At 60.8% G+C, this 22,306-nt stretch carries 22 protein-coding genes; 9 read left to right on the top strand and 13 right to left on the bottom strand.

Annotated elements, in window-relative coordinates; genetic code table 11:
• Positions 1-73: 73 nt before the first annotated feature.
• From HBN54_RS08950 to alaS, 5 genes are all read right to left on the bottom strand, one after another.
• Positions 74-904, bottom strand: a complete 831-nt coding sequence (locus tag HBN54_RS08950; RefSeq protein ID WP_210427992.1) for a hypothetical protein — start codon at positions 902-904, stop codon at positions 74-76.
• 57 nt (positions 905-961) lie between these two features.
• Complete coding sequence (locus HBN54_RS08945; RefSeq protein ID WP_168672857.1) at positions 962-1,888, bottom strand: SPFH domain-containing protein; 927 nt, start codon at positions 1,886-1,888, stop codon at positions 962-964.
• A 39-nt stretch (positions 1,889-1,927) separates the two neighbouring features.
• The gene (locus tag HBN54_RS08940; RefSeq protein ID WP_168672856.1) at positions 1,928-2,191 is read right to left on the bottom strand and encodes a Txe/YoeB family addiction module toxin; all 264 of its coding nucleotides are present in this window, start codon (positions 2,189-2,191) and stop codon (positions 1,928-1,930) included.
• Positions 2,188-2,421, bottom strand: coding sequence for a type II toxin-antitoxin system Phd/YefM family antitoxin (locus HBN54_RS08935; protein WP_168672855.1), 234 nt, complete (start codon positions 2,419-2,421; stop codon positions 2,188-2,190). The genes HBN54_RS08940 and HBN54_RS08935 overlap by 4 nt, the downstream gene beginning before the upstream one ends.
• Before the next feature lie 89 nt (positions 2,422-2,510).
• Entirely contained in the window at positions 2,511-5,189 is a 2,679-nt protein-coding gene (alaS, locus tag HBN54_RS08930) for an alanine--tRNA ligase (RefSeq protein ID WP_168672854.1), read from the bottom strand.
• Between the two features lie 81 nt (positions 5,190-5,270).
• Between alaS and HBN54_RS08925 the strand changes: the two genes are divergently transcribed.
• The 4 genes from HBN54_RS08925 to HBN54_RS08910 all read left to right on the top strand — a co-directional run bounded on the left by HBN54_RS08925 (position 5,271) and on the right by HBN54_RS08910 (position 8,227).
• Complete coding sequence (locus HBN54_RS08925) at positions 5,271-5,624, top strand: MerR family transcriptional regulator (RefSeq protein WP_168672853.1); 354 nt, start codon at positions 5,271-5,273, stop codon at positions 5,622-5,624.
• Positions 5,625-5,712: 88 nt separating this feature from the next.
• Positions 5,713-6,195, top strand: a complete 483-nt coding sequence (locus tag HBN54_RS08920; RefSeq protein WP_168672852.1) for an endonuclease domain-containing protein — start codon at positions 5,713-5,715, stop codon at positions 6,193-6,195.
• Positions 6,192-7,316, top strand: coding sequence for a DNA-processing protein DprA (gene dprA, locus HBN54_RS08915; RefSeq protein WP_168672851.1), 1,125 nt, complete (start codon positions 6,192-6,194; stop codon positions 7,314-7,316). Before HBN54_RS08920 ends, dprA begins: the two co-directional genes overlap by 4 nt.
• Positions 7,317-7,375: 59 nt before the next feature.
• Entirely contained in the window at positions 7,376-8,227 is an 852-nt protein-coding gene (locus HBN54_RS08910) for an aminotransferase class IV (protein ID WP_168672850.1), read from the top strand.
• Here the strand turns inward: HBN54_RS08910 and HBN54_RS08905 are convergent.
• From HBN54_RS08905 to HBN54_RS08880, 6 genes are all read right to left on the bottom strand, one after another.
• Entirely contained in the window at positions 8,196-8,684 is a 489-nt protein-coding gene (locus HBN54_RS08905; protein WP_168672849.1) for an energy transducer TonB, read from the bottom strand. The genes HBN54_RS08910 and HBN54_RS08905 overlap by 32 nt on opposite strands.
• Positions 8,685-8,765: 81 nt before the next feature.
• Positions 8,766-9,281 carry a hypothetical protein gene (locus HBN54_RS08900; protein ID WP_210427991.1) on the bottom strand — a complete coding sequence of 172 codons (516 nt, stop codon included), beginning with the start codon at positions 9,279-9,281 and terminating at the stop codon, positions 8,766-8,768.
• Positions 9,282-9,286: 5 nt separating this feature from the next.
• A complete protein-coding gene (locus HBN54_RS08895; RefSeq protein WP_168672847.1) occupies positions 9,287-10,081 on the bottom strand; it encodes a thymidylate synthase in 795 nt (264 codons plus the stop codon).
• A gap of 86 nt (positions 10,082-10,167) precedes the next feature.
• Entirely contained in the window at positions 10,168-11,271 is a 1,104-nt protein-coding gene (locus HBN54_RS08890; protein WP_168672846.1) for a type I restriction endonuclease, read from the bottom strand.
• 116 nt (positions 11,272-11,387) lie between these two features.
• Positions 11,388-11,624, bottom strand: coding sequence for a hypothetical protein (locus HBN54_RS08885; protein WP_168672845.1), 237 nt, complete (start codon positions 11,622-11,624; stop codon positions 11,388-11,390).
• A 95-nt stretch (positions 11,625-11,719) separates the two neighbouring features.
• Entirely contained in the window at positions 11,720-12,166 is a 447-nt protein-coding gene (locus tag HBN54_RS08880) for an ankyrin repeat domain-containing protein (protein WP_168672844.1), read from the bottom strand.
• Positions 12,167-12,450: 284 nt separating this feature from the next.
• Here HBN54_RS08880 and HBN54_RS08875 point away from each other — a divergent pair, with 284 nt between their 5' ends.
• The 4 genes from HBN54_RS08875 to HBN54_RS08860 all read left to right on the top strand — a co-directional run bounded on the left by HBN54_RS08875 (position 12,451) and on the right by HBN54_RS08860 (position 17,301).
• Entirely contained in the window at positions 12,451-14,769 is a 2,319-nt protein-coding gene (locus HBN54_RS08875; RefSeq protein ID WP_168672843.1) for an efflux RND transporter permease subunit, read from the top strand.
• Positions 14,770-14,998: 229 nt separating this feature from the next.
• Positions 14,999-15,817: an oxygenase MpaB family protein gene (locus HBN54_RS08870; protein ID WP_168672842.1), complete on the top strand. Its 819-nt coding sequence runs from the start codon at positions 14,999-15,001 to the stop codon at positions 15,815-15,817.
• Positions 15,818-15,898: 81 nt separating this feature from the next.
• Complete coding sequence (locus tag HBN54_RS08865; RefSeq protein WP_210427990.1) at positions 15,899-16,309, top strand: ribosomal maturation YjgA family protein; 411 nt, start codon at positions 15,899-15,901, stop codon at positions 16,307-16,309.
• 74 nt (positions 16,310-16,383) lie between these two features.
• Complete coding sequence (locus HBN54_RS08860; RefSeq protein ID WP_168672841.1) at positions 16,384-17,301, top strand: FKBP-type peptidyl-prolyl cis-trans isomerase; 918 nt, start codon at positions 16,384-16,386, stop codon at positions 17,299-17,301.
• Positions 17,302-17,389: 88 nt separating this feature from the next.
• Here the strand turns inward: HBN54_RS08860 and HBN54_RS08855 are convergent, their stop codons facing one another.
• Both HBN54_RS08855 and HBN54_RS08850 read right to left on the bottom strand, forming a co-directional pair.
• Positions 17,390-21,085 carry an AAA domain-containing protein gene (locus HBN54_RS08855; RefSeq protein WP_168672840.1) on the bottom strand — a complete coding sequence of 1,232 codons (3,696 nt, stop codon included), beginning with the start codon at positions 21,083-21,085 and terminating at the stop codon, positions 17,390-17,392.
• 76 nt (positions 21,086-21,161) lie between these two features.
• Positions 21,162-21,644, bottom strand: coding sequence for a hypothetical protein (locus HBN54_RS08850; protein WP_168672839.1), 483 nt, complete (start codon positions 21,642-21,644; stop codon positions 21,162-21,164).
• A 31-nt stretch (positions 21,645-21,675) separates the two neighbouring features.
• On the opposite strand from HBN54_RS08850, the gene HBN54_RS08845 reads away from it, so the two are divergent.
• Entirely contained in the window at positions 21,676-22,245 is a 570-nt protein-coding gene (locus HBN54_RS08845) for a hypothetical protein (RefSeq protein ID WP_168672838.1), read from the top strand.
• The last annotated feature ends 61 nt before the right edge of the window (positions 22,246-22,306 follow it).

The raw sequence follows: 22,306 nt of genomic DNA, 5'->3' as shown, positions 1-22,306 counted from the left end.
AAACGCCAGCAACTACTTAACTCAGCGGCTGCTGGAGTAGTTGCCACTGTTTCCTTTTTCCCATACGAATAGCTTACTCGGCCGCCAGGAAAGTGACTTTGAGGGCATCGTCGTAAGCGTTCGACATGGCCCAGCCATTTATAGGGTGTCCAAGCTTGATGGGCAGATAATACAACACCGAAACCGGCTCTTGGTCCACCATTCCAGCGGCGACAAAAGGCTTTATGGCTTTCACTGCCTCCAGCACGGCCTGGCCCATGCGGGCAGTTGGAGCGCGCACCACGGTAGTCCCGATTATGGTGGCTTCGGCATCAACCAACAGTTTGATGACAACCGTCCCGAAACCATGTCTGAGCACCTCTTCGGTGGGGAGCACGGCGGCTTGCTCAATCGCCGCAATCAGCCCGGCGGTGCCCCTCGGGTACTGTGGCAGCTGTTTATCCGGCTGGCATTCCCTGGGCAACCCGGCGGCGGTGAAGCATTGCTGGCTCACTTTCTTATCATGGGCGTACACAATGGTCCGGCTCAAGGCACCAGTGGCATCAAAGAGCTGTAGCTCGCCCTGTCGCTGCCCGCTAAGGAAATCTTCCCGCCGGTAAAGCTTCCCAGCCTCGTCATAGCTCAACACTACGCCATGCCGGATACCCAGCCGGACATTGGCAAACGGGATAACCCGCCAGAGCTTGCCCGAGGAATAATATTCGCGCATAATGCCGCTCACGCTGTCGCGCATGGCTATCTGGGCCCAATGGTCGGCACCAACCGAGTTTGGCAGTTGTTTGCCGGTAGGCGTCAGGTAAATAGATACTTTCGGTGGGACCGCCGGAGGAGCAGTTTGGCCAGATGCGCCAAAAGCCCCACTTACCAAACCGGCAGTTAGAACAATCACCTTCTTGTCAAACAACAACATACGGCAGCTATAGCGGAAGAAAACGGGCAGGTTTAGGGCTGTAGCAGCCGCTTACTTCAGCGGCCGCTGCAGCTGCTGCATGGCCATCATCTGCTGCAGGCTTTTATTCATGCCTTCGTTCGAGCCGTCGAGGAAAATGACGTTGCCTTGGCCCTGTTCGGCAAAGTGTTTGATGGCTTCGGTCCACATCGAGAAATAGACCATGGCTGGGTCAAGGTTGTTCTTGGTCATTTCCTCCACGGCATGGGCCAAGCCCTTGGTTACTTCCTCGCGGAACAGGGCCACGCCCTGGCCGCGCAGCTGGGCCGCGATTTTCTCGGCTTCGGCGGCAATTTTAATGGCGTTGCCCTCGGCCTCGGCGGCTTTGGTTTTGGTGATGAGCAGGGCCTGGCCTTCATTTTCGGCGGCGGCTTTCAGGTTGTTGCTGGCCACTACTTTGGCCATCGAGCGCATGATTTCCTCGTCGAAGGCAATGTCGTTGAGCTGCAAATCAATGAGGTGGTAGCCCCAGCTTTCGAGCGTGGCATCGAGTTGGTCCTTCACATGGAGCACGATTTCGCCGCGCAGGCTGAGCACGGCCGCCTGGCGCTGCGTGGCCACAAAGGCCCGGATGCTGCCCTCCACGGTGCGTACCAGCGCCTGCATCAGGCTTTGCTCGTCCACAAACTTGAAGGCCACGTTCTTGATGGCTTCCTCACTCTGGTCGAAGGCCGCGTACACGAGCATGGCCTTGAAGTTGACGTTGGCCTGGTCGATGGTAATGGCCTGGAAATTCAACTCCAGCGAGCGGTTCTGGATGGAAATCCGCTTGTACACCGCCTCAATAAACGGCAGCTTGAAATTCAGCCCCGGCGACATAATGCGCCGGTACTTGCCGAATACCGTGACCACCGCTACCGTGCCCTGCGGCACAATGACGTAGCAGAGAAACAGCGTGAGGCCGATGAGCCCGAGCAGAATGAGGGCGAAGGTGGACATGGAGGCTAAAAATTTGAGGCTCAAATGTAATGGCTGCCGTTACTTTTCGTAGTGGTAGCGGCAGGAAATCACGAAGATATTATTTGCATCAACTTCATACACCAGACGGTGCTCCTGCGTGATGCGCCGCGACCAGAAGCCACTGAATTCCCCTTTCAGTGGCTCCGGTTTGCCAGTGCCCTCAAACGGCGTACGCTGGCATTCGCGCAACAGCTGATTTATTTTGCGTACGGTTTTACGGTCAGACTCCTGCCAGTATTGGTAGTGCTCAAAGGCATTGGGAGTAAAAACGATATTTCTCATTCCGCCGGCAACTCAAACGGCACTGTTTGTCCACGCCGCAATTGCGCGATGGACTCGCGCAAATTGGTAGCATTGGCGGGATTACTGAGCAGGTAGTCCGTCGTGTCCATCTCGACAGATTTGACTTTGGCTGCCCGCTTGGGCCGGGCGCTTTCTACGAACGCGAGGTTGCGCAGCACTTCCAGCGCAAATTCCAAGCGCTCGGCGGGGACGTTGACGATGATTTCCATACGTTGGTAAAGTTAGGCGGCGCTGGCTTGGTTCATTGTTTCAGTGCCTCAAAAAAAATCCGCCGCATGCCGACCGCACTGAAACGGTATCAAGCGGCAGAAATCAGTCCTTCCGCCTTCGCAATAGCCGCGCCCAGCCCGGCTACGTTCTTGCCACCGGCCGTGGCGAAGAAGGGCTGCCCGCCGCCGCCGCCCTGGATTTCCTTGGCCAACTCGCGCACCAGCGTGGTGGCGTTGAGCTTGCCGGCCTGGGCAATTTCATCGGCCAGCATCACGGCCAGCTGGGGCTTGCCGTCGATTTCAGCGCCGAGGATGGCCACGAGGTTTGGCACGGCCTGACGCAGGTTGAAAGCCAGGGTTTTGAGGGATTCGGCCGAGCCGGCCTGCACTTGCGCGGCCAGGAAATTCACGCCGTTCAGCTCTTTCACCTGGCCCACCAGCTGGTCCTTTTGCTGATTGATGCTTTGCTGGGCAAACTGCTCAATTTGCTTGCGCAGGGTGGCAATTTCCTCGTTCTGCTTCTCCAGACTGGTGAGCAGGTGCTGGGGGTTGCCGAGGGTTTCGCGCACCTGGTTGAGCAGGTCGAGCTGCTGGTCGACGTAGGCTTCGGCGCCGAGGCCGGTCACGGCCTCAATGCGGCGCACGCCCGCGCCCACGGCGCTTTCGGCCGTGATTTTGAGGTAGCCGATGGTGCCCGTGTTGGGTACGTGCAGGCCCCCGCAGAGCTCCACCGAGAAGTTGCGGTCGAAGGTGATGACGCGCACGAACTCGCCGTACTTCTCGCCGAACAGGGCCATGGCGCCCAAGTCTTTCGCCTCGGCAATGGGCACGTTGCGGCGCTCCACCAGCGGAATTTGCTGGCGGATGCGGCCGTTCACCAGCTGCTCAATTTCGCGCAGCTGGGCCTCGGTCACTTTCGTGAAGTGCGAGAAGTCAAAGCGCAGCAGCTTCTCGTTCACCAGCGAGCCTTTTTGCTGTACGTGGCTGCCCAGCACCTCGCGCAGGGCGGCCTGCAGCAAGTGCGTGGCCGAGTGGTTCTGGCGAATCTGGGTGCGACGGGCAGCGTCGGGGATGGTCAGGAAATCGGCCGTCAGGTCCTGCGGCAGCTCCAGCACGGTGTGCACGATGAGGTCATTTTCCTTCTTCGTATCAATCACGCGCACCTTGCTAAGCGGCGATTCCAGGTAGCCGGTGTCGCCAATTTGTCCGCCGCTTTCGGCGTAGAAAGCCGTTTGGTCGAGCACCAGTTGGTACTCGGTTTTGCCCTTGGCGGTGGTTTTGCGGTAGCGCAGGATGCGGGCCGGGGCCTCATCCAAATCGTAGCCCACAAAGGCAGGCTGCTCCTCCGAGTCGGCCACCGTTACCCAGTCGCTCTGCTCGGTTTCCTGGGCATTGCGGCTGCGGTTTTTCTGCTGCGCCAGCTCCTTCTGGAAGCCTTCCTCGTCCACGGTCAGGCCCTTTTCGCGGGCGATGAGGGCGGTGAGGTCGAGCGGGAAGCCGAAGGTATCGGACAGCTCAAAGGCAGTTTTGCCGTCGATAATGCCACCGTTGGCGCGGGCGGCTTCCTCCAGCGCATCGAGCCGGCGCAGACCGGTTTCCAGCGTTTTCAGGAAGGCAATTTCCTCCTCCTCAATCACGCGCTGCACGAAAGCCGTCTGGGCTTTCAGCTCGGGGAAAATATTGCGCATCTGGTCGGCCAGCACGGGCACCAGCTTGAACAGGAAGGGCTGCTTCTGATTCAGCGACGAGAAGGAATAGCGCACGGCCCGGCGCAGGATGCGGCGAATTACGTAGCCGGCCTTCACGTTGCTCGGCAGCTGGCCGTCGGCAATGGTGAAGGCGATGGTGCGAATGTGGTCGGCAATCACGCGGATAGCGATGTCCGTTTTCTCGTTTTCGGTGGTGGGCTGGTCGGTTACCTTAGCCGGGGCAGTGCCGTGGTACTCCACCCCTACTTCCTTGGCAATGAACTGGATGAGCGGCTGAAAAACATCGGTGTCGTAGTTCGACTTCACGCCCGACACGGCCATCATCAGGCGCTCGAAGCCCATGCCGGTGTCCACGCTCTGCTCGGGCAGCTTGATTAGGGATTTATCGGCCAGGCGCTGGAATTCCATGAACACGTTGTTCCAGATTTCCACCACCTGCGGGTGGTCGGCGTTCACGAGGTCGCGGCCGGGGGTGGCGGCGCGCTCCTCGTCGGAGCGCAGGTCGATGTGGATTTCGGTGCACGGGCCGCAGGGGCCGGTATCGCCCATCTCCCAGAAGTTGTCCTTCTTGTTGCCGGGCAGAATGCGGTCGTCGGTGGTGTATTGGCGCCAGAGGTTCTGGGTTTCGGTGTCGGGGCCGGTGCCGTCGGCTTTGTCGCCTTCAAAATACGTGACGTAGAGACGGTCTTTTTCCAGCTTGAACACGTCGGTGAGCAGCTCCCAGGCCCAGGCAATGGCCTCGGTTTTGAAGTAGTCGCCGAACGACCAGTTGCCCAGCATCTCGAACATGGTGTGGTGGTAGGTATCGTAGCCTACTTCCTCCAAATCGTTGTGCTTACCGCTCACGCGCAGGCACTTCTGGGTATCGGCAATGCGCTTGTAGGGCGCGGGCTTGTTGCCCAGGAAATAGTCCTTGAACGGGGCCATGCCCGAGTTGATGAACAGCAGCGTGGGGTCGTCCTTCACCACAATCGGGGCCGAGGGTACGATGTGGTGGCCTTTGCTGGCGAAGAAATCGAGGAACTGCTGGCGGACAGCGGAAGCGGTGGGAAGTGACATAAGCGAGGAGGCATAACGACCGAAATTGCGGCCGATGCGGTTTTTTTAGGTACTTTTCGGAGTAATTGCAAAGGTAGCCATATGCCCTATAAAGAGCGCAGCATTGAGAAACAGTACTTCACCATCGGCGAAGTAGCCGCCCAGTTCAAGGTGGCCGAGTCGCTGGTGCGCTTCTGGGAAACCGAATTTGAAGAATTACGGCCCCGCCGCAGTAAGAAAGGCAACCGTTTATATACGCCGCAGGATATCGAGATTTTCCGCACCATTTACCACCTGGTGAAGGAGCGCGGCTATACTATTCCCGGCGCGCGCGACATGCTCAAGCAGAAGGGCCCGCAGCTCAAGGAGAAGATTGACGTGGTGCAGAGTCTGGAGAAGGTGCGGGCGTTTCTGGTATCGCTCAAGAAGGAGTTGGATGTGGCGCGGCCGGAGTAGGCCCACCTCACCCCCCGGCCCCCTCTCCTTTGGGAGAGGGGGAGCCTGACGACTTCTTGTTTTTTTCTTTTCTTTTTGCTCAGGAATTATGGATAGCGGAGGCAACGAGAAGCCGGCCTATTTTCATGCTTTTATGACGGATGCGGAAACTTGGCGGAATTCGCTCAAGGACTATTCGCGGGCGAATCGGCAGAAGGCTACGGAGGCGGAGAATGTGCTTTGGCAATTAGTACGGGGCAATAAGTTGGGGCCGCGCTTTCGGCGGCAGCATGCCATTGAGCGATACATTGTCGATTTTATTTGTCTGCCTGCCTGGCTAATTATCGAAGTGGATGGCGAGTATCATTTTGAGGTTGAGCAAGCCGAATATGATGGGGGCCGCACGTACGATTTGCACGAATTAGGCTTCCACATCATGCGCTTCACCAACCAAGAAGTTCTCCAACACCCCGATTACGTCCTGAAACAAATTTCTACCCACTTACTAAAACACTCACCCAACCCGCAAGGATGTCGTCAGGCTCCCCCTCTCCCAAAGGAGAGGGGGCCGGGGGGTGAGGTGACCCAATGAACGACCTCCTCTTCCACGAACTTGCCCTCACGCTGCTCCCCGGCGTCGGCCCGCAGCTCACCCGCCAGCTGATGAGCTACGGCGGCTCGGCCAAAAGCGTGCTGATGATGCCGCCCGGCAAGCTGCGCCGCATTCCCGGCGTGGGCGAGGTCACCGTAAAAAACCTCACCGGTCCGGAACGGGAAAAAGCCTTCCGCAAGGCGGAAGCCGACCTAAAAAAGGCCGAAAAGGAAGGCGTCGAAATCCTGTTTTACACCAGCAAGCGCTTCCCCAGCCGCCTGAAGCTGATTTCGGATGCGCCGGTTATTCTCTACTACCAGGGCACGGCCGATTTGAACGCGCCCAAAATCGTGGCCCTCGTGGGCACCCGCCAGGCCACCGACTACGGCCGCGAGCAAACCGAGCGCATCATCACCGGCTTGCTGCCGCACCAGCCGCTGGTGGTGAGCGGCCTGGCTTACGGCATCGACATTATAGCGCACCGCGCTGCCCTGCAGGAAGGCCTCGAAACCGTGGGCGTGATGGCCACCGGCCTCGATATCATTTACCCCGCCGCACACCGCAAAACGGCCGAGAAAATGCGTGAGCAAGGCGGCCTGCTCACCGAATTCCCCTTTGGCACGCCGCCCGACCGCTACAACTTCCCGGCTCGCAACCGCATCATTGCGGGCCTGAGCGACGGCACTGTAGTGGTAGAAGCCGCCATCAAGGGCGGTGCCCTCATCACCGCCGAGCTAGCCCTGAGCTACGACCGCGACGTGCTGGCCGTGCCCGGCAACCTGGGCTCGGCCGTTTCGGCCGGCTGCAACGCCCTGATTCGCGACAACAAAGCCGCCCTCTACGCCGAGCCCCGCGACCTGGAGCAGCTCCTGAACTGGGACGCGGCTCTGCACCAGTCGGGCAAGTTCAAGCCGGCACCCTCCTACTCGGCCGATGATTTCACGGCCGACGAGTTCAGCCTCATAACTGTGCTGAACACCGCGCCCGGCCGCGAGCTGCACATGGACGAGCTGGCCTGGAAAGCCCAGGTGGCCATCTACGCCGTCGCTTCGCTACTGCTTACGCTGGAGTTTCGGGGCGTGGTGCGGGCGCTGCCGGGGAAGAAGTTTGGCTTGGTCTAGACCACGGATTGGCTCGGATTTAAACGGATTTCACGGATTTTGTATTCGATAGCGCACGCATGAGCAAATTGCTGTTTAATAATTTATTGATTGAAGCAGAAGGGTTTGGGGTGGCCCTGCCTAACCGCGGCCTGGCCTTTGGCGATGGCTTCTTCGAAACCCTCGTTTTCACCGACGGCCGCCTGCGCCTCGCTGCCGACCACCACACCCGCATGCAGCAGGCCGCCGCCGCCCTGTACCTCACGCTGCCCGCTGCCCTGGCCACCCCCGAAGCATTGGAAGCGACCCTGACCCGCCTCGTTACCGCCAACCAGCTACCCGCCGCCCGCCTGCGCCTGCAGCTCTGGCGCACCGGCGGCGGCCGCTACACCCCCACCACCGACGCCGCCGAATGGCTGGCCACCGCCGAAGCTTTCTTGCCTGACGACACAGCCATCGCGAATGCTGATTTTGCCGTCGAAAACCACTCCATTCATTCGCCGCTTAGCTTTTGTAAAGGCCCGCAGTCGTGGCTCTACGTGCGAGCCGCTCATGAACGGCAGCAGCGCGGGCTCGATGAAATCATTCTTTGCGATGCGGCCGGGCATGTGGCGGAGGCGGGCGCGGCGGCTATTTTTTGGCTGAAAGATGGGGTGCTGTTTACGCCTTCGCTCGAAACGGGCTGCGTGGCGGGCGTGCGTCGGGCGCAGGTGTTGCGGGCGGCACGGACGGCGGGCATGGCGTGCCGGGAAGGACTATTTCTGCAAAAAGAATTGCTGGCGGCAGAAGCTGTTTTTACGGCTAATGTCGCGGCGATGCGAATAGTACATTCAGTAGCTGGCACAGCCTACAAACCTATTCACAATGGACTGATTACCATTTTGATGAATTTGGGTCAGGCTACTGAACAAAGTATCCCATTGGCACAGTAACCGTGTCGGCCCCGTTGGCTTTAGGTTCAAATTTCATCGACTTAATCACTCGTATTGATTCCGCATCCAACAAACTCAATGATTCTTCAGAAGCTCCGGCAGTCATATTTCGCTTAACGACCTCAATTTTTGCCGGTATTCCATCGGCCGAAATGATGGCCCTGACAAAAATGCGCCCTTCCGTTTGAGCACGTAGCGCCGGAACCGGGTACTTGGTCAGATGCTGAATCGTACGAATAAACTGAGCATATCCTGCCTGCCGGGCTCCCGAATCTGCTTCGTGCCAAAAACGAGCTAGTATGGGTGAAGTCAGCGGAATCGGCATTCCTGTTTTTGTCGGTACAATATGGCTTCTGGCGGGCGCGGCAGGCAGGCTCCGTTGCAAATGCACCCGCATTCCCGGCGCAGCATAAACTTCGCCACTACCCTGCGCCAAGCAGCCGGCCGTCGCAGCCAAACATAGTCCCGGGATTAGTAGGCTTATTTCCATATTGTTGCGAATGAAATCAACACGACCAGCAACGCCCTTTGCAAAGCGTTATTGCTCAATAAAGCGCATGGGCACCACCAGCGAATCCTGCACCGACTTGGAGCGCACGAAGCGCAGGGCCCCCAGCACGCGTTGCGCCTCAGCATCAAGGGCCTGAATGGCGCTGGGCAGATAGGCGCTTTCGGGCAGGGCCAACTCGCGGCGCATCACGCGCGGCGGCTGGCGCACCGAGCCATCGGGCCGCACCAGCACCCGCACCAACAGGCGGCCGGTGGGCAGCGGGGCCTTCGGCTGCGCGGCGGTGGGCTTAGCCCCATCCGGAAATTTGGCGTGTTCCGATACGAAGGCAAAAAACTCGGTGCGGCCTGCCACCAGCTTGGCGGGGTCGGCCTCGTGCCAGAAGCGCGGCAGAATGGGCGACTGCAGCTTCGCGGCGACTTTGGCTACCGGCAGGCGGCCCTGCGGCAGCATGGGGAAGCCCGGCGCGGCGTATTGGGCATGCGCCGTGCCGGCCGCCAACAGCGCGCTTCCCAGCAATGCCAAACTTAGCGCGAGGCTTCTCATGCCGCCTATACGGCTACCGGCGCTTTTATCGCCGGCCAGGGCTCATAATTCTCCAGCTTGAAGTCCTCATATTGGAATCCAAAAATATCCGTTACCTCGGGGTTTATCAGCATCCGGGGCAGCGGTTTGGGCTCGCGCTCCAACTGTAGGCGGGCCTGCTCCAGGTGGTTGCTGTAGAGGTGGGTGTCGCCGCCGGTCCAGATGAACTCGCCGGGTTGCAGGCCCACTACCTGGGCTACCATGAGGGTGAGCAGCGCATAGCTGGCAATGTTGAACGGTACGCCCAAAAACACGTCGGCCGAGCGCTGGTAGAGCTGGCACGAGAGCTTGCCATCGGCCACGTAGAACTGAAACAGGGCGTGGCAGGGCTGCAATTTCATTTCGGGCAGCTCGGCCACATTCCAGGCCGAAACGAGGATGCGGCGCGAGTCGGGCTGCGTCCTGAGCTGCTGGATAATCTGCGAAATCTGGTCGATGTGGCCGCCGTGGCCATCGGGCCAGGAGCGCCACTGGTGGCCGTATACGGGGCCGAGGTCGCCGTTGGCGTCGGCCCACTCATCCCAGATTTTCACGCCGTGCTCCTTGAGGTAGGCAATGTTGGTATCGCCCTGCAAAAACCACAGCAATTCGTGGATGATGCTCTTCAAATGCACCTTTTTGGTGGTCACCAGCGGGAAGCCCTCGGCCAGATTGAACCGCATTTGGGGGCCGAAAATGGATACCGTGCCGGTGCCCGTCCGGTCGGTTTTCACGGTGCCAGTGTCGAGGATTTGGCGGAGGAGGGCTTGGTATTGGCGCATGGGGTGTGACGTAACTGGACCCTCAAAAATAGAGAAGGCTGCCTAAGCGGGCAGCCTTCTCTATTTTTGAAAATGGTAATGACTAGCTAAACAGTCACTTTTGTTTCGTGCTTTTGCACAGCAGCCCGGATGCGGGAAGCCATGCCGTATAGGTCATCCAGTGAAATAATATCAACTCGCTCACCCCCTTCAATATCAAACAACGTCACGTATTTCTTGCTGCTGTTGAAGTGCAAACGACAAATTGGCTTGCGGTTATTATCGTCCAACAAAATGCCACAATATGATTGCACGTCCCGCATCACTACCCGATTCACCGGAACAGTCTTGCGCAGAATGGCGCGCACAATCATAAATCCTTCCGTTTCCTCAACGGTTGTCTCAATGTCCTTTTCCTTGCTGTCGGTATCAGCACCAACTGGCGGTTCTGGTAGCGGCGCTGCCGGCACGTCGTTCACCAACAAACTTTGTCCGCTGATATCAATCATTGCTGACCGCAACCGCATGGCTATTTTATCATTCAGAAACTGATGAAACGAACGGTGCACCAAGATGCTGAATTGCTCTTTGAGTTTCGGAGTTAGCACTCCTTCATACACTTGCTTCGACACAAAGTTTATAAAGTCGGCCGATGGCTGAGTAAACTGCTCATCGAAATATTTTTTGAAAGCCCGCATGTATTTGAGATTATATGCGGCAAAAAGTATGTCCTCAATGTTGAATGAGGCCTTGCTGAGCTTTTTGATTTCAGCAACATCGTTTTCATTGAAGCTGGTGAGGTCAAACTCCAGGAAAGGCCTTTCGTCCATTTTGTTGGCCTGTTCTAAATCGGTGAATAACCGATAAACAAGGCCATTGGTGAGGATGGCAATTCGTGCTTCGGTTACGTGAAAATACCGAAACAGCTGGCTGGCATGGTTGATATTGAGGTCACTGCCAACGTGTTTGCACTCAATTAGAATGATTGGCTTGCCATCGCGCATAATGGCATAATCAATCTTTTCGCCCTTCTTCGTACCAATATCACAAATGAACTCAGGGACTACTTCCGTGGGGTCAAACACGTTATAGCCAAGCGCATTGATAAACGGCATCACCAATGCCGTTTTTGTGGCTTCTTCGGTCTGAATATGCGCAATTTGCTTCTGGGCACGCGAAGCCAGATTAGTAAGTTGGTCAATAAGCTCCATAAGTTTTGGGGTTGGTAGAAAACAGGGTAAACTTATGGATTTTTGGCTAACAAAAAGCCGCTCCTGATTCAGAAGCGGCTTTTTGTTTCTCGAGCAGCGGCCGAAGCCGGCCGTAATTAGAGCTTAACGGCAGCCTCCGGCTTGGCGGCGGGCTTCACGCTGGCGGTTTTGCCGCCTTTCATGCAGCACGAGCCACCGGCCATGCCACCTTTCATGTCTTTGGTGCACGAAGCCTTCATGCTGGCGGTGCACTCCTTCTTGCCTTTCTGGCCGGGCTTGTCGTGGCCGTCGTGGGCGAAAGCAGTGGTACCGGCGAAAGCGAACAGGGCGAGGGCGAGCAGGGTATTTTTCATGAGTAAAGGGGTGGGGTGAGGGGAATAAAGAAAACCAAGCGGTTAGCAGCCTCTAAGATACACGACAGTCCCACTTCTTTGCAGAACGGAACGGGTTATTTCAGCTTCTGCTCCAGCAGCGCGATAATTTCCTTGTTGCCACCTTCTTTGGCCAAGGCCAGGGCGTCTTTGCCATCGTCATCTTTGGCCCGCACATCGGCCCCGCTGGCCAGCAGGAGCTCCACCATGGCCTTGTTGGTCTTGCTTACGGCGGCCATCAGGGCGGTGCCTTTGAAGGCATCGGGCTGGTTGACCTGGGCCTTGTGGCTAAGCAGGAGCCGGACCAGGTCGAGGCTGTTGTTGGTGGCAGCCGTGATGAGGTAGGTGGTGGGGAAGCCGGGCACGATTTGGACGGCGGCGTTGGGGTTGGCCCCGGCGCTGAGCAGGGCTTCGGCCGCCGGAGCATTACTTTTCAGGACGGCTTTGGTCAGCTCCGGGCTTTGGGCATGGGCGGTGAGCACGGAGCAAAAAAGGGCGGCCGCTAGCCATAAACCTTTCTTCATAGCGATAAGAATACAGTATCAGAGATAAAACGGACCACAAAGATGCGCCGGCCGCAGGCTGAATTTGCTGAACCAAAGCAGTCTGTTTGTAAATTATAAGCCGGTATTTGAAAAGTAATACTCCGGGGTAAATACCGGCCATCGCGCCGGGCGCACCGAAACAATTGCGGAAACCGGGGCGTTGCAGGTAGCTGCAACCGCTGCCTGATTCCGGAGAAACCGGTTTTCTCCGGCCTCGGCTGCAGCTCCGTTTTTGCGGGCTACGGCCTGCCCTTGTTCGTTCTATGTCCCTTCGTCGCTACGCCCACATTACCCTGTTCGCATTGGGCCTGCTCACGGCCCTGAGCGCGTTCTTCGTTGCTCAACTGCGGTTCAACTATAATTTCAACGACTTCTACCCCGCCGGCGACCCCGACCTGGATTACTACCAGGGCTACACCCAGCGCTTCGGCAACGACAACGACTACCTGCTGCTGGGCGTGGAAGCCCCCGCCGGCCGCACCGTGTTCGACCCCGCTTTTCTGGCCCGCGTCGATTCCCTGACCCGCCTGGCCGCCCGGCAAAAGGACGTGCGGCACGTCACCTCCCCCACTACCCTGGCCAACACCGTGGTCGAGGGCCTTGGCGTGTTCAGCCTCCCCTACCTGCACCCCGACACCTACCGCGCCGACCCCGCCCGCCGCGCCCAGGACTCCACCCTGATTTACCGCACGCCCGGCCTCATCGGCAACGTGTTCAGCCCCGATGCCCGCGCCCTTACGCTGGTGCTCCAGCTCACGCCCGACCTCGAAAAGCCACCCGGCGACTCGCTGTTCACGGCCCTGCGCAGCGGCCTGGCCCGCCTGCACATCCCCGACGAGCAGGTGCATTTCGCGGGCCGCATCGTGGCGCAGTCCGTGTTTGTGGACCGGCTGAAGTGGGAGCTGGTGGTGTTTATGTCGCTGTCGGTGCTGCTGGTGACGGGGCTGCTGTGGCTCACGTTCCGGACGTGGTGGGGCGTGGTGCTGCCGCTGGTGGTGGTGCTGGGGGCCATTTTGTGGGGCCTGGGCATCATGGCCGCCTTCGGGGTCAGCATTGATTTGATGACGGCCCTGCTCCCGCTCATGCTCTTCGTGGTGGGCATGAGCGATACCATCCACATTATCAGCCGCTACGTGAGCGAGCTGGGCTACGGGGCCAGCAAAAAGGACGCGTTGCGCGTCACCATTAAGGAGTCAGGGTTCGGGTCGGGGCTGTCGGCGCTCACCACCAGCCTGGGCTTTTTCACGCTGATGACCAGCACCATTCGGCCCATTCACAACTTCGGTCTGTTCACGGGCGTGGCTGTTATTCTGGCCTTCATCCTGAGCTTCACGCTGCTGCCGGCCATGCTTGTGCTGCTGGGCAAACCGGCATTGCGCGAGCCACGCCGACAGGGGCACAGCTGGGACGGCGTGCTAGGCCGCCTGTTTCGGCAGGTGCTGGTGCGGCGGCGGCTGATTTTTACGGTGAGCGGGCTGGTGCTGGCCGTTTCCATCGGGCTGGCCACTCGGGTACACATCAATTCCTCGCTGCTCGACGACCTTTCCAAGAGCGACCCCGTGCGGCAGGATTTCGCCTTTTTCGACCGGCAGTTTGCCGGCGTGCGGCCCTTCGAGCTGGAGCTGAAACCGGCCCCCGGCCGTGACATTTACGACTTGGCCGTGCTACGCGAAACCGAACAAATTGAGGGTTATCTGGCGAATACCTACGGCCTGCGCTTCGCCGCCTCGCCCGTCACGCTGGTGAAATCGGTGCGCAAGGCCCTGCACGGCGGCGGCCTGGCCGAATACCGCCTCCCCACCGATACGCTGGAGCTGAAAAGCCTGCGCAGTAAGCTCCGGCAGTTCCGCAAAAAGCCCGAATTCAGCGCCCTGGCCCTGCCCGATGGCTCGGCCGGCCGCCTCACCGGCCGCATGGCCGACGTGGGCAGCATACGGGCCGATAAGCTGAACGCCGCCCTGCGCCGCTACCTGCGCACCAGCACCGACACCACCGTGCTGCGCACCCGCCTCACGGGCTCGTCCAACCTCATCGACAAGAACAACGAGAACCTGACGCTCAACATGATTCAGGGCATGGCCATCGACATTGCCATGGTAACGCTCATCGTGCTGGCGCTGTTCAAGTCCTTCCGCATGACCCTGGTGGTGCTCATTCCCAACCTGCTGCCCATCATCATTGTGGCCGGCGTGATGGGCCTGGCCGGCGTGAACATGAAGGTGAGCACCAGCATTATTTTCACCATTGCCTTCGGCATCGCGGTTGATGATACCATTCACTTTATCAGCAAGCTAAAGCTCACGCTGGGCAAGGAGCCGGATATTTTCAAGGCCGTTCGCTACACGTATCTGCTGGCCGGCAAAGCCGTTATCACCACCTCGCTGATTCTGGTAGGTGGCTTCTCCACGCTGCTGTTCTCGAAATTTGACGGCACGTTTTACGTCGGATTATTGATTGGCCTGACGCTGCTCTTCGGCGTGGTGGCTGAGCTGACGCTCCTGCCCCTGCTGATACTGTATTTCTACAAGCGGCCGAAAGTGGTGACGGCCGGAGCAGCGGTGCCCGATTTGTTAAGCAAGTAGCCTTTAAGCGGCAATAGAAGCGCATTGTAGGGTGCGGGGCTTGCCCCCGCCCGTCGTTGAACGATTCGAGAGCGAGTTATTCAACGACGGACGGGGGCAAGCCCCGCACCCTACCTATCTATGCTAATTTCAAACATCCACTTTGAATCACAAAGTTCTTTATACATTTGCAATCGAATTATCAGCCTGCCGCCTGGTGTTCTGATTTCGCCTCTGCCCGCAATACCTTATGGATTACTTCGTAGCCCCCAATTCCATCGTGCGCCGCATCTGGGGCACGGCCGATACGGTGCTGTTCATCTTTGCCGGGGCAGCGGCGGAGTTTGCGCTCAACAAGGCGGTGGACTGGCTCTACTTCACTGGCCGCCTGCCCGCCGACCCGCTGGCGCGGCTCTTTTCGACGGTTGACTACGCCCGCCGCATCGTGTTTGCCGACCGGGCCGGGGCCGAGCGGGCCATCGACAGCATTGCCGCCATCCACGCGGCCGTGGAGGCGCGGCGCGGGCAGGCCATCCCGGCCTGGGCCTACCGCGACGTGCTGTTTATGCTCATCGGCTATTCCATGCGGGCGTTTGAAGTGCTGGAACGGCCCCTGACCGATGCCGAGCGTGCGGAAATTGTGACCGTGTTCTGCCGCGTGGGGCAGCGCATGGGCGTGCCCGATTTGCCCACCTCCTACCCGGAATGGCGGGCGGCCCGCCAGCAGCACCTGGCCCGCGACACAGCCGCCAGCCACTACACCGCCGACTTGTACGTGCAATACCGGCGGCACCTGGGCGGCCCGCGCTACCACCTGCTGCGCCTGGTGCAGGGCCTGGTGGCACCCGCCGGAGTACGCCAGCTTCTGCAGCTGCCCGCCGGCTTTTACATAGCCCCGGCCGTGGCTTTCTACCGCCGTACGCGGCACTGGCAGGTAAGCCAGTGGGCCCGGAATGCCATGCTGCCGGCGGCGTATCGGGCCCGGATTCAGGCCCTGGATGCCGCGCCAGTGGTGCTGGCCGAACCAGCGGCGGCATTCCAACCCACCCGCCGCTGCCCGATGCACTAAGCGCCAATCCGACCAGGCGGGCTGCTGGCTTTTCGTTGGCAGCCCGCTCAAATGGTACCGCACCAGCCATGTACTCAGCCCATGATTCGCATCCAAAAGCACTATTTATTGGTCGCCAGCTTATTATTCCTGCTGGAAATTCTTATCGCCCTGTTTGCGCACGATAAAATCATCTGGCCGTACGCCGGCGATTTTCTGGCCACCATTTTTCTCTATTGTCTGGCCCGGGGTCTGCTTTCCGCCCCGCCGAAGAAAGTGGCGCTGGGGGTTCTGCTTCTATCCTATTTAATTGAATCACTGCAATATGCCGGCCTGCTTGCCTGGCTGGGATGGCAGCACTGGCGGCTGGCACGCATCGTGCTGGGCAGCCATTTTGAGTGGGCCGACCTGCTGGCCTACACGCTGGGAATAGGGCTGATACTGGGCATTGAGCGCCAAATCGGCCCAATCTGCTGGCAGAGGCGGCGGCAGCCCGCCGCATTACCGCGCTGAAAAACACGAACGCCGGAAAACTATCCCGTGTTCTGCCGGCCATAATGCGTTATTTTTACTCCAAAAATCAGCCTATGAAACCTTATTTTTCCGCCGTACTAACGCGCCTTTTCTTCATCACCCTGCTGGCCTCGGCCGGCTTGTTTACCACCGCGTGCAAGAAAGACGACCCCGCGATGAAGGACTACAGCGGCATCGACCAGGAAATTATCACCCAATACCTGGCCACCAACAACATCACCACTGCTCAGAAACAGCCTTCCGGCGTGTACTTCCTGCCCATTAGAACGAATACGGCGGCCCCCAAAGTCACCTCCGGCTCGTCGGTAGCGGTGCTCTACACCGGCCATTTGCTGGATGCGGCCGGCACGGTATTCGATGCTTCCTCCAAGCACAGCAACCCGCTGTTGACCTTCGTGCAGGGGGTTGGCCAAATTATCCCGGGCTTCGATGAGGGTGTTTCGTTGATGCACGTTGGAGATAAGGCGGAGTTCCTGATTCCTTCCGCACGGGGCTATGGCTCGACGGAAAGGGGCAGCATTCCGGCAAACTCAGTACTGCGCTTCGAGGTGGAAGTAGTGGACGTACCGACGTACGATGACAACCTGATTACAAGCTACCTTGCGACCAAAAACATCACCACTGCCCAGAAGCAGGCTTCCGGGCTCTACTTTCTGCCCATTACGACCAACGCCAACGCGGTGCGGCCGGCCATTGGCAACACGGTTACGGTGCTCTACACCGGACACTTGATGGATGCGACCGGCACGGTGTTCGACGCCTCCTCCCTCAACGGCAACACCCCGCTGAGCTTCACGTTCGGGCGCGGCCAGCTGATTACGGGCTTTGAAGAAGGCATTGCCCTGATGCACAAAGGCGACAAGGCCGAGCTGCTGCTGCCCTCGGCGCTGGCCTACGGGGTGCAGGGCGCTTCCACCATCGGGCCCAACACGGCCCTGCGCTTTGAGGTGGAAGTGGTAGATATCAAGTAACTCAGATTGCGGGGGTGAACGACAGTCCCAATGGGGTCATTCACTCCCGCAATCTGGCTGTAAAAAGGAAAAAGAAAGCGGAGCCGCGCTACCGCACCCGGGCCAGCAGGGCCGCGTGGTGGGGGGCGCGGCTCAGCATTTCGGCGTTGCCGAGCAGCACCAACTGCTGGCGGGCGCGGGTGAGGGCCACGTTGAGCTTGCGGTCGACCTGCCCGGTTTCGTCGGGCGATACCATGAGCTCCAGCTGGTGCTCGTGGTGGCAGCAGAAGCTCACGATGATGACCTCGCGCTGGCTGCCCTGGTAGCGCTCCACGGTATCGACACTGATTTGGGCCAGGGCCGGCAGGCTCAACTCAACGGCTAGCTGGGCTAGCCGGGCGCGGATGCGGGCCGCCTGGTTGCGGTAGCTGGCGATGATGCCGAGCGTGGTTTCGGGGTTGAAAGCCGGGCCGTAGCCCTGGGCCACGTAGGCGGCGGCGCGGGCCGCCAGCTCGGCCTCCTGCGCCGATTCCTTCATGGATAAATCCTCGGGCTGGCGCTGGGTGGGCACGAAAACCACCCGCTGGCGGCGGAGCGCGGCGGTAAAATCATCGGCAGCGGCGGGCCAGGCGGCGCGGTCGAGCGGGGCCGCCTGCCAGGGCATTGGGCAACGCAGCTGGCCATCGTAGAAGTCCTGGTTGACGAGCACGGCCAGCTCTTCGTGCATGCGGTATTGGTCGGCGAGGGTACCGTGGGCGTGCGGCCAGTGGGCTTCGGCCCGCCGGAACAGGCGCTCGAAGTAGGAGTTGCGCAGGTTGGTGAGGCCAAGGTTTTCGCGCAGCAAATCGGCCACCTCGGCGGCTACGGCACTGGTTTCGGGCTCCTGGGCCACCACGGCGGGCAGCTGGCGGTGGTCGCCGATGAGGATGAACTTTTTCACCTTGGCCAGCAGGGCCAGCATCGGCGATTCCAGCACCTGGCTGGCCTCATCCACCACGGCCACATCGAACTGCTTGAGCATGAACAGCTCGGGCTTGCCCAGCAGGCTGGCCACGGTACCCACGTAGAACGGCGTGCCCGTGAGGCGGGCGCGCACGGTCTGGCGGCTGGCGCAGTCGGCAATCATGGCATCGAGCAGGTACGGCCGGTACTGCGGCGAGGTGCCCAGCCGCGAGCCCACCCGAATAAACGGCAAGCCCGCATCGACCAGCTGCTCGCAGATTTCGTCCACGGCGCGGTTGGTATAGGCCGCCAGCAGCACCTGCTTATCTTCTTTGTAGAGTTTTTCGGCCAGCTCGCGCAGCACGCTGCGGGTTTTGCCGGTGCCGGGCGGGCCGCAGAGCACAAACCAGTCGGGCGCGGCCAGGGCGCGGGCCACTACTTCGGTGGCCGTGGTGGCGGGCGCGGCCGTCGGGCTCCAGTCCTCGGGCTCGCGCGGGCCGGTGCGGGCCAGCAGGCGCTTCCGCCGCTCGGGGCTCAGGCCAAGGAAGGACGAAAGGCCGGCCCACTCGCGCCGGAAGGTGTCGTAGGTATCGGGCTCCAGGGCCCAGTGCGAGTGGCCCAGCAGGTAGCGCGGGGCCATGCGGCGGTTGCGCACGCTGAGCACCACGCGGCCATCGGCCCCGAGGTCTTCGGCCAGCACGACTTTCACTACCTGACTATCGAGGGGGCTTAGGGTCTTGGGGTCCTGGGGACTTGGGTTTTCGCCTTCCGGTATTATGTGACGGGCAGGAAGTATGGAGGAGTCAAAATCAGAGGCGACACTACTGGCTACCTCCGCATTCTGAGTCCCCAAGTTCCCAAGTCCCTGAGTCCCAATTTTGCGGCGCGGGTAAAGAATGAGCGTATCACCGGCCCGGAAGTTGACTTCGCGGCCACCGGCGAGGCGTTGGAAAATGAGGTGCGGGCCAAGGCCGTTGCGGGCATCATCGGGCGCGCCGCTGTGGTCTTCGATGAGTTCCAAATCATCGAGCAGGCTGAAATTTTGATACTTACGGGCCTGGGGCAGCAGCCAGAGGCCGGCCTGGCCGCCGGCGTCACCAGGGCGGGCTTCGTCGCCGAGCAGGGTGAGGCGCATTTCACGGGCCGCAAAGCGGGCCAGCTCCAGGCAGTAGGCGCGCTCCACGGGGTCGGCGGCGGCCCAGGCGTTGGCTACTTTTTCGGCTTTGGCTTTGCCGAAGGGCGGCAGGGCCATGAGGTTGGGGTGCAGCACGGGGGCCAGCAGCGCGGCCGTTTGGCGGGGGCCGGTTGCGCGAGCCAGCTGCAGTTCGGTGCCCACGAGCTGGTTGCGGGCCGAGAGCAGGCGGTCAATCAGGTCCTGGTCCTGGTCGACGCGGCGCACGGCGGGCTGGCCGCTGGCCGCGTTGGAGTACAGGATGCTGGTGCGGCCCCGGCCGGCCGTTTCCCCATCGGCTCCGAACACCGATTCGAGCAGCAAACGGTAGAGCTGGGCCTGGGCAGCGTGGTTGGTCCAGGGCTCGGCGTGGGGCACTTTGGTCGAGCTTTTGAGCTCGATGAGGTCGTAGCCGGTGCTGCTTTCGTGCAGCAAATCGAGCCGGCCCTGCAGGCCGTAGGTGGCCGACAGGAAGGTGGGTTCGAGGAAGCAGTCGGCAAGGCGCAGGGGTTCCTGCTGGTAGCCGGTGCGGCTGGCGGCCACGAAGCCCAGGGCGCGGGTTTCGCGCAGGGTGCGGTGGTGGCGGCGCAGGTCGCTCAGCAGCTCGGGCACGCCGGTGCGGGTCTGGAACTCGGGCAGCGTGCTGAGCGAGAGCGGCGCCGAGCGGAAAAGCCGTCCCTTGAAGAAGGTTTCCAGGTCGAAATCCTTCGCTGTCAGCTGCTCATCAGCAGCAGTCAACTCGAATTTGGGAGTATCGGCGGCTTCCGGCACGACGGTAGCACTATCGTGGCCGGCCAGCTTCGCCAGTCGCTCCAGCTGCTGTTTGCGGGCAGCTTCTTCCTTCTTAATTCTTATTTCTTCGTTCCTCCCCGCGTGGCTTACTTCCTCATCCAGCAGCAGGTTCACCAGGTTTCCGAGCACCAGCGGGCGCGAGGTTTCATCGGGTAAAAACGCATTCAGCAGCGCCCATTCGGGAATGGTGCCGTCGCGCTGGGCGCACTCAGCAATGGTGGTGACGCTGATAAGGTAATCGGGCTCCAGCACCACGCGGCGGGCGCGGACGCTGCCATCGGCCAGCAGCACCGGGCCGATGAGGTGCAGCGTGGGATGCAGCGTAGCGGCCAACAGCAGCACGTTTTCGTAGGCGGCGGGCAGCACCAGGCCGAAAGGGCCGGCGGGGCGGCCATCGGCGGGCGCGGCCATTTCGACGGTGAGGCTGCCGGTGGCCAGGTCGGCGTGCAGCACCCGCACGCGCCAGGTAGTGCTGGCAGCGGCCTCGGGAATATGGGCGGCGGCTACCTCAACTGTTTCGGCGGGCCCGGCGGTTTCGGCCAGGGGCTGGGGCAGCGCGGGGCCGGCGTAGGCCGCGCCGGTGAGGTGCAGCACCAGCGCCGCCACGGCCGCAAAGCCACTGGCGGCTTCGGCGGGCGTGCCGGGGTAGCTTTCGTGCACCACCAGGTTGGCGGCCAGGCGCAGGGCCTGGAGCTGCTGGCGCAGGGCGGCGGGCAGCTCGTGCGTGTAGGCGGCCTGGCCGATGGCCTGGTTGAGGTCGATGAACGGGGACTCCCGGGCCTTGCAGTCGTCGCGCAACACGGCTTCGAGCAGCTTGCGCAGCTTGGGAAGCTGGTCGGCGGGCGCGGCGGCGGGGTCGGCGGCCAGGGCGGCGAGGCGGGAGTAGTAGCGGGTGGGCATCGGGAGGTAGAGAATTGGCGGCCGGACCGGTAAAAGTAACGGTTTTCCAGGTCCGGCCGGCCCGCTGCGGGCCGGGTTAGCGGGCGGCGGTCAGGCCTGCGGGCGCTGCCAGCGTGCCCTCCTCGTACATATTCAGGTAGAGCTTGAGGGGCTGCTGCTGCCCTTTCCACGTGAGCGAATACACGTCGAGCTGACCTTCGTTGTCGATGCCGGCTTCGGCAATTTTGAAAGCGCAGCAGCTGCCCTCGTGCTCATACTTAAGCGGTTCGCCCCGGGGCCCGAGCAGGGCATTGAGGTAGCGCTGCTGGTTGCGCAGGCCGGCTTCGCGGCCGCCGCCCACCCGCACCGGGTTGTTTGCCGTAAAGCCGTAGGTTGCGTCCTGGCTGGTGGCCTGAATAAGGAAGGGCAGTACGCCGCTGCCCCCTTTTTCGTACAGGCCCTGCGATACCGCGCCGCCGTAGGTGGGCGGCGTTTTTGGCCGGGCCGTTTCGCAGCTCCACAGGCTCAGCACCCCGAGCACCAGGAGGCTGCCTTTTATCATTCGTTGTTTTTTATTCATGCGTACGCACTTCTTTTCCTGGGTTGACAGTTTGCAAATATCCGACGCTCGCCCCGTTTTTCGGGCCCTGGCCCTGAGTGGCGGGCTGCTGTGGGGGCTGGCCACGGCCGCCCAGACGCCGGCCATCACCGCCGATTCGCCCCTGCCCGGCCTGCTGGCCGAGCGCAAATCCCTGACCGACCGCTACCGCGAGGCCAGCGCCCAGCGCCATAGCCTGTTCGGCAACAAGCCTTCCAAAAAAGACCTCCAGGAAGTGGTGGATGCCCTGCAGGGCATCGTAGACAAGGACCAGCAGATTGTGGACGTGCTCAACCGCACCGCCCAGGCGGCCCAGACCAATTCCGTGCGCCTGGCCGCCACCACCACCCACCTCGAAACCAGCTCGCGCGACGACCGCAACCTCACCGCCCAGCGCCTCTCGGAGCTCACCAACGAAACCGAAAACATGCGCCAGCGCGAAAAGCAGCAGCTGGCCAAAATGCGCGACCTCGAAGCCGAAGTAGCCGAGGCCAAGCAGGGCCACTTCGTGCGCGACGCCCTGATTGCGGGCCTGGCGCTGGCCTGCGTGGGCATGGTGGTGGCACTGCGCCGGCGCCGGTAGCCCAAGGTTTTTTGGCGGACCGGCGGGAAGTCTGGCCGCGTTGCGTGTTAGCCTGCTACAC

The organism is Hymenobacter artigasi (genome assembly GCF_012275535.1).
Classification (GTDB): Bacteria; Bacteroidota; Bacteroidia; order Cytophagales; family Hymenobacteraceae; genus Hymenobacter; species Hymenobacter artigasi.
The sequence above is the reverse complement of the archived record's forward strand: the minus strand, read 5'-3'. Positions and strand labels throughout refer to the sequence as shown.

Bases quoted from the DNA above. Each gene is read 5' to 3' on its own strand.
- HBN54_RS08945 (WP_168672857.1), bottom strand. From the start codon at position 1,888: ATGTCCACCTTCGCCCTCATTCTGCTCGGGCTCATCGGCCTCACGCTG.
- HBN54_RS08940 (WP_168672856.1), bottom strand. From the start codon at position 2,191: ATGAGAAATATCGTTTTTACTCCCAATGCCTTTGAGCACTACCAATAC.
- HBN54_RS08935 (WP_168672855.1), bottom strand. From the start codon at position 2,421: ATGGAAATCATCGTCAACGTCCCCGCCGAGCGCTTGGAATTTGCGCTG.
- alaS (WP_168672854.1), bottom strand. From the start codon at position 5,189: ATGTCACTTCCCACCGCTTCCGCTGTCCGCCAGCAGTTCCTCGATTTC.
- HBN54_RS08925 (WP_168672853.1), top strand. From the start codon at position 5,271: ATGCCCTATAAAGAGCGCAGCATTGAGAAACAGTACTTCACCATCGGC.
- HBN54_RS08920 (WP_168672852.1), top strand. From the start codon at position 5,713: ATGGATAGCGGAGGCAACGAGAAGCCGGCCTATTTTCATGCTTTTATG.
- dprA (WP_168672851.1), top strand. From the start codon at position 6,192: ATGAACGACCTCCTCTTCCACGAACTTGCCCTCACGCTGCTCCCCGGC.
- HBN54_RS08910 (WP_168672850.1), top strand. From the start codon at position 7,376: ATGAGCAAATTGCTGTTTAATAATTTATTGATTGAAGCAGAAGGGTTT.
- HBN54_RS08900 (WP_210427991.1), bottom strand. From the start codon at position 9,281: ATGAGAAGCCTCGCGCTAAGTTTGGCATTGCTGGGAAGCGCGCTGTTG.
- HBN54_RS08895 (WP_168672847.1), bottom strand. From the start codon at position 10,081: ATGCGCCAATACCAAGCCCTCCTCCGCCAAATCCTCGACACTGGCACC.
- HBN54_RS08890 (WP_168672846.1), bottom strand. From the start codon at position 11,271: ATGGAGCTTATTGACCAACTTACTAATCTGGCTTCGCGTGCCCAGAAG.
- HBN54_RS08885 (WP_168672845.1), bottom strand. From the start codon at position 11,624: ATGAAAAATACCCTGCTCGCCCTCGCCCTGTTCGCTTTCGCCGGTACC.
- HBN54_RS08880 (WP_168672844.1), bottom strand. From the start codon at position 12,166: ATGAAGAAAGGTTTATGGCTAGCGGCCGCCCTTTTTTGCTCCGTGCTC.
- HBN54_RS08875 (WP_168672843.1), top strand. From the start codon at position 12,451: ATGTCCCTTCGTCGCTACGCCCACATTACCCTGTTCGCATTGGGCCTG.
- HBN54_RS08870 (WP_168672842.1), top strand. From the start codon at position 14,999: ATGGATTACTTCGTAGCCCCCAATTCCATCGTGCGCCGCATCTGGGGC.
- HBN54_RS08865 (WP_210427990.1), top strand. From the start codon at position 15,899: ATGATTCGCATCCAAAAGCACTATTTATTGGTCGCCAGCTTATTATTC.
- HBN54_RS08860 (WP_168672841.1), top strand. From the start codon at position 16,384: ATGAAACCTTATTTTTCCGCCGTACTAACGCGCCTTTTCTTCATCACC.
- HBN54_RS08855 (WP_168672840.1), bottom strand. From the start codon at position 21,085: ATGCCCACCCGCTACTACTCCCGCCTCGCCGCCCTGGCCGCCGACCCC.
- HBN54_RS08850 (WP_168672839.1), bottom strand. From the start codon at position 21,644: ATGAATAAAAAACAACGAATGATAAAAGGCAGCCTCCTGGTGCTCGGG.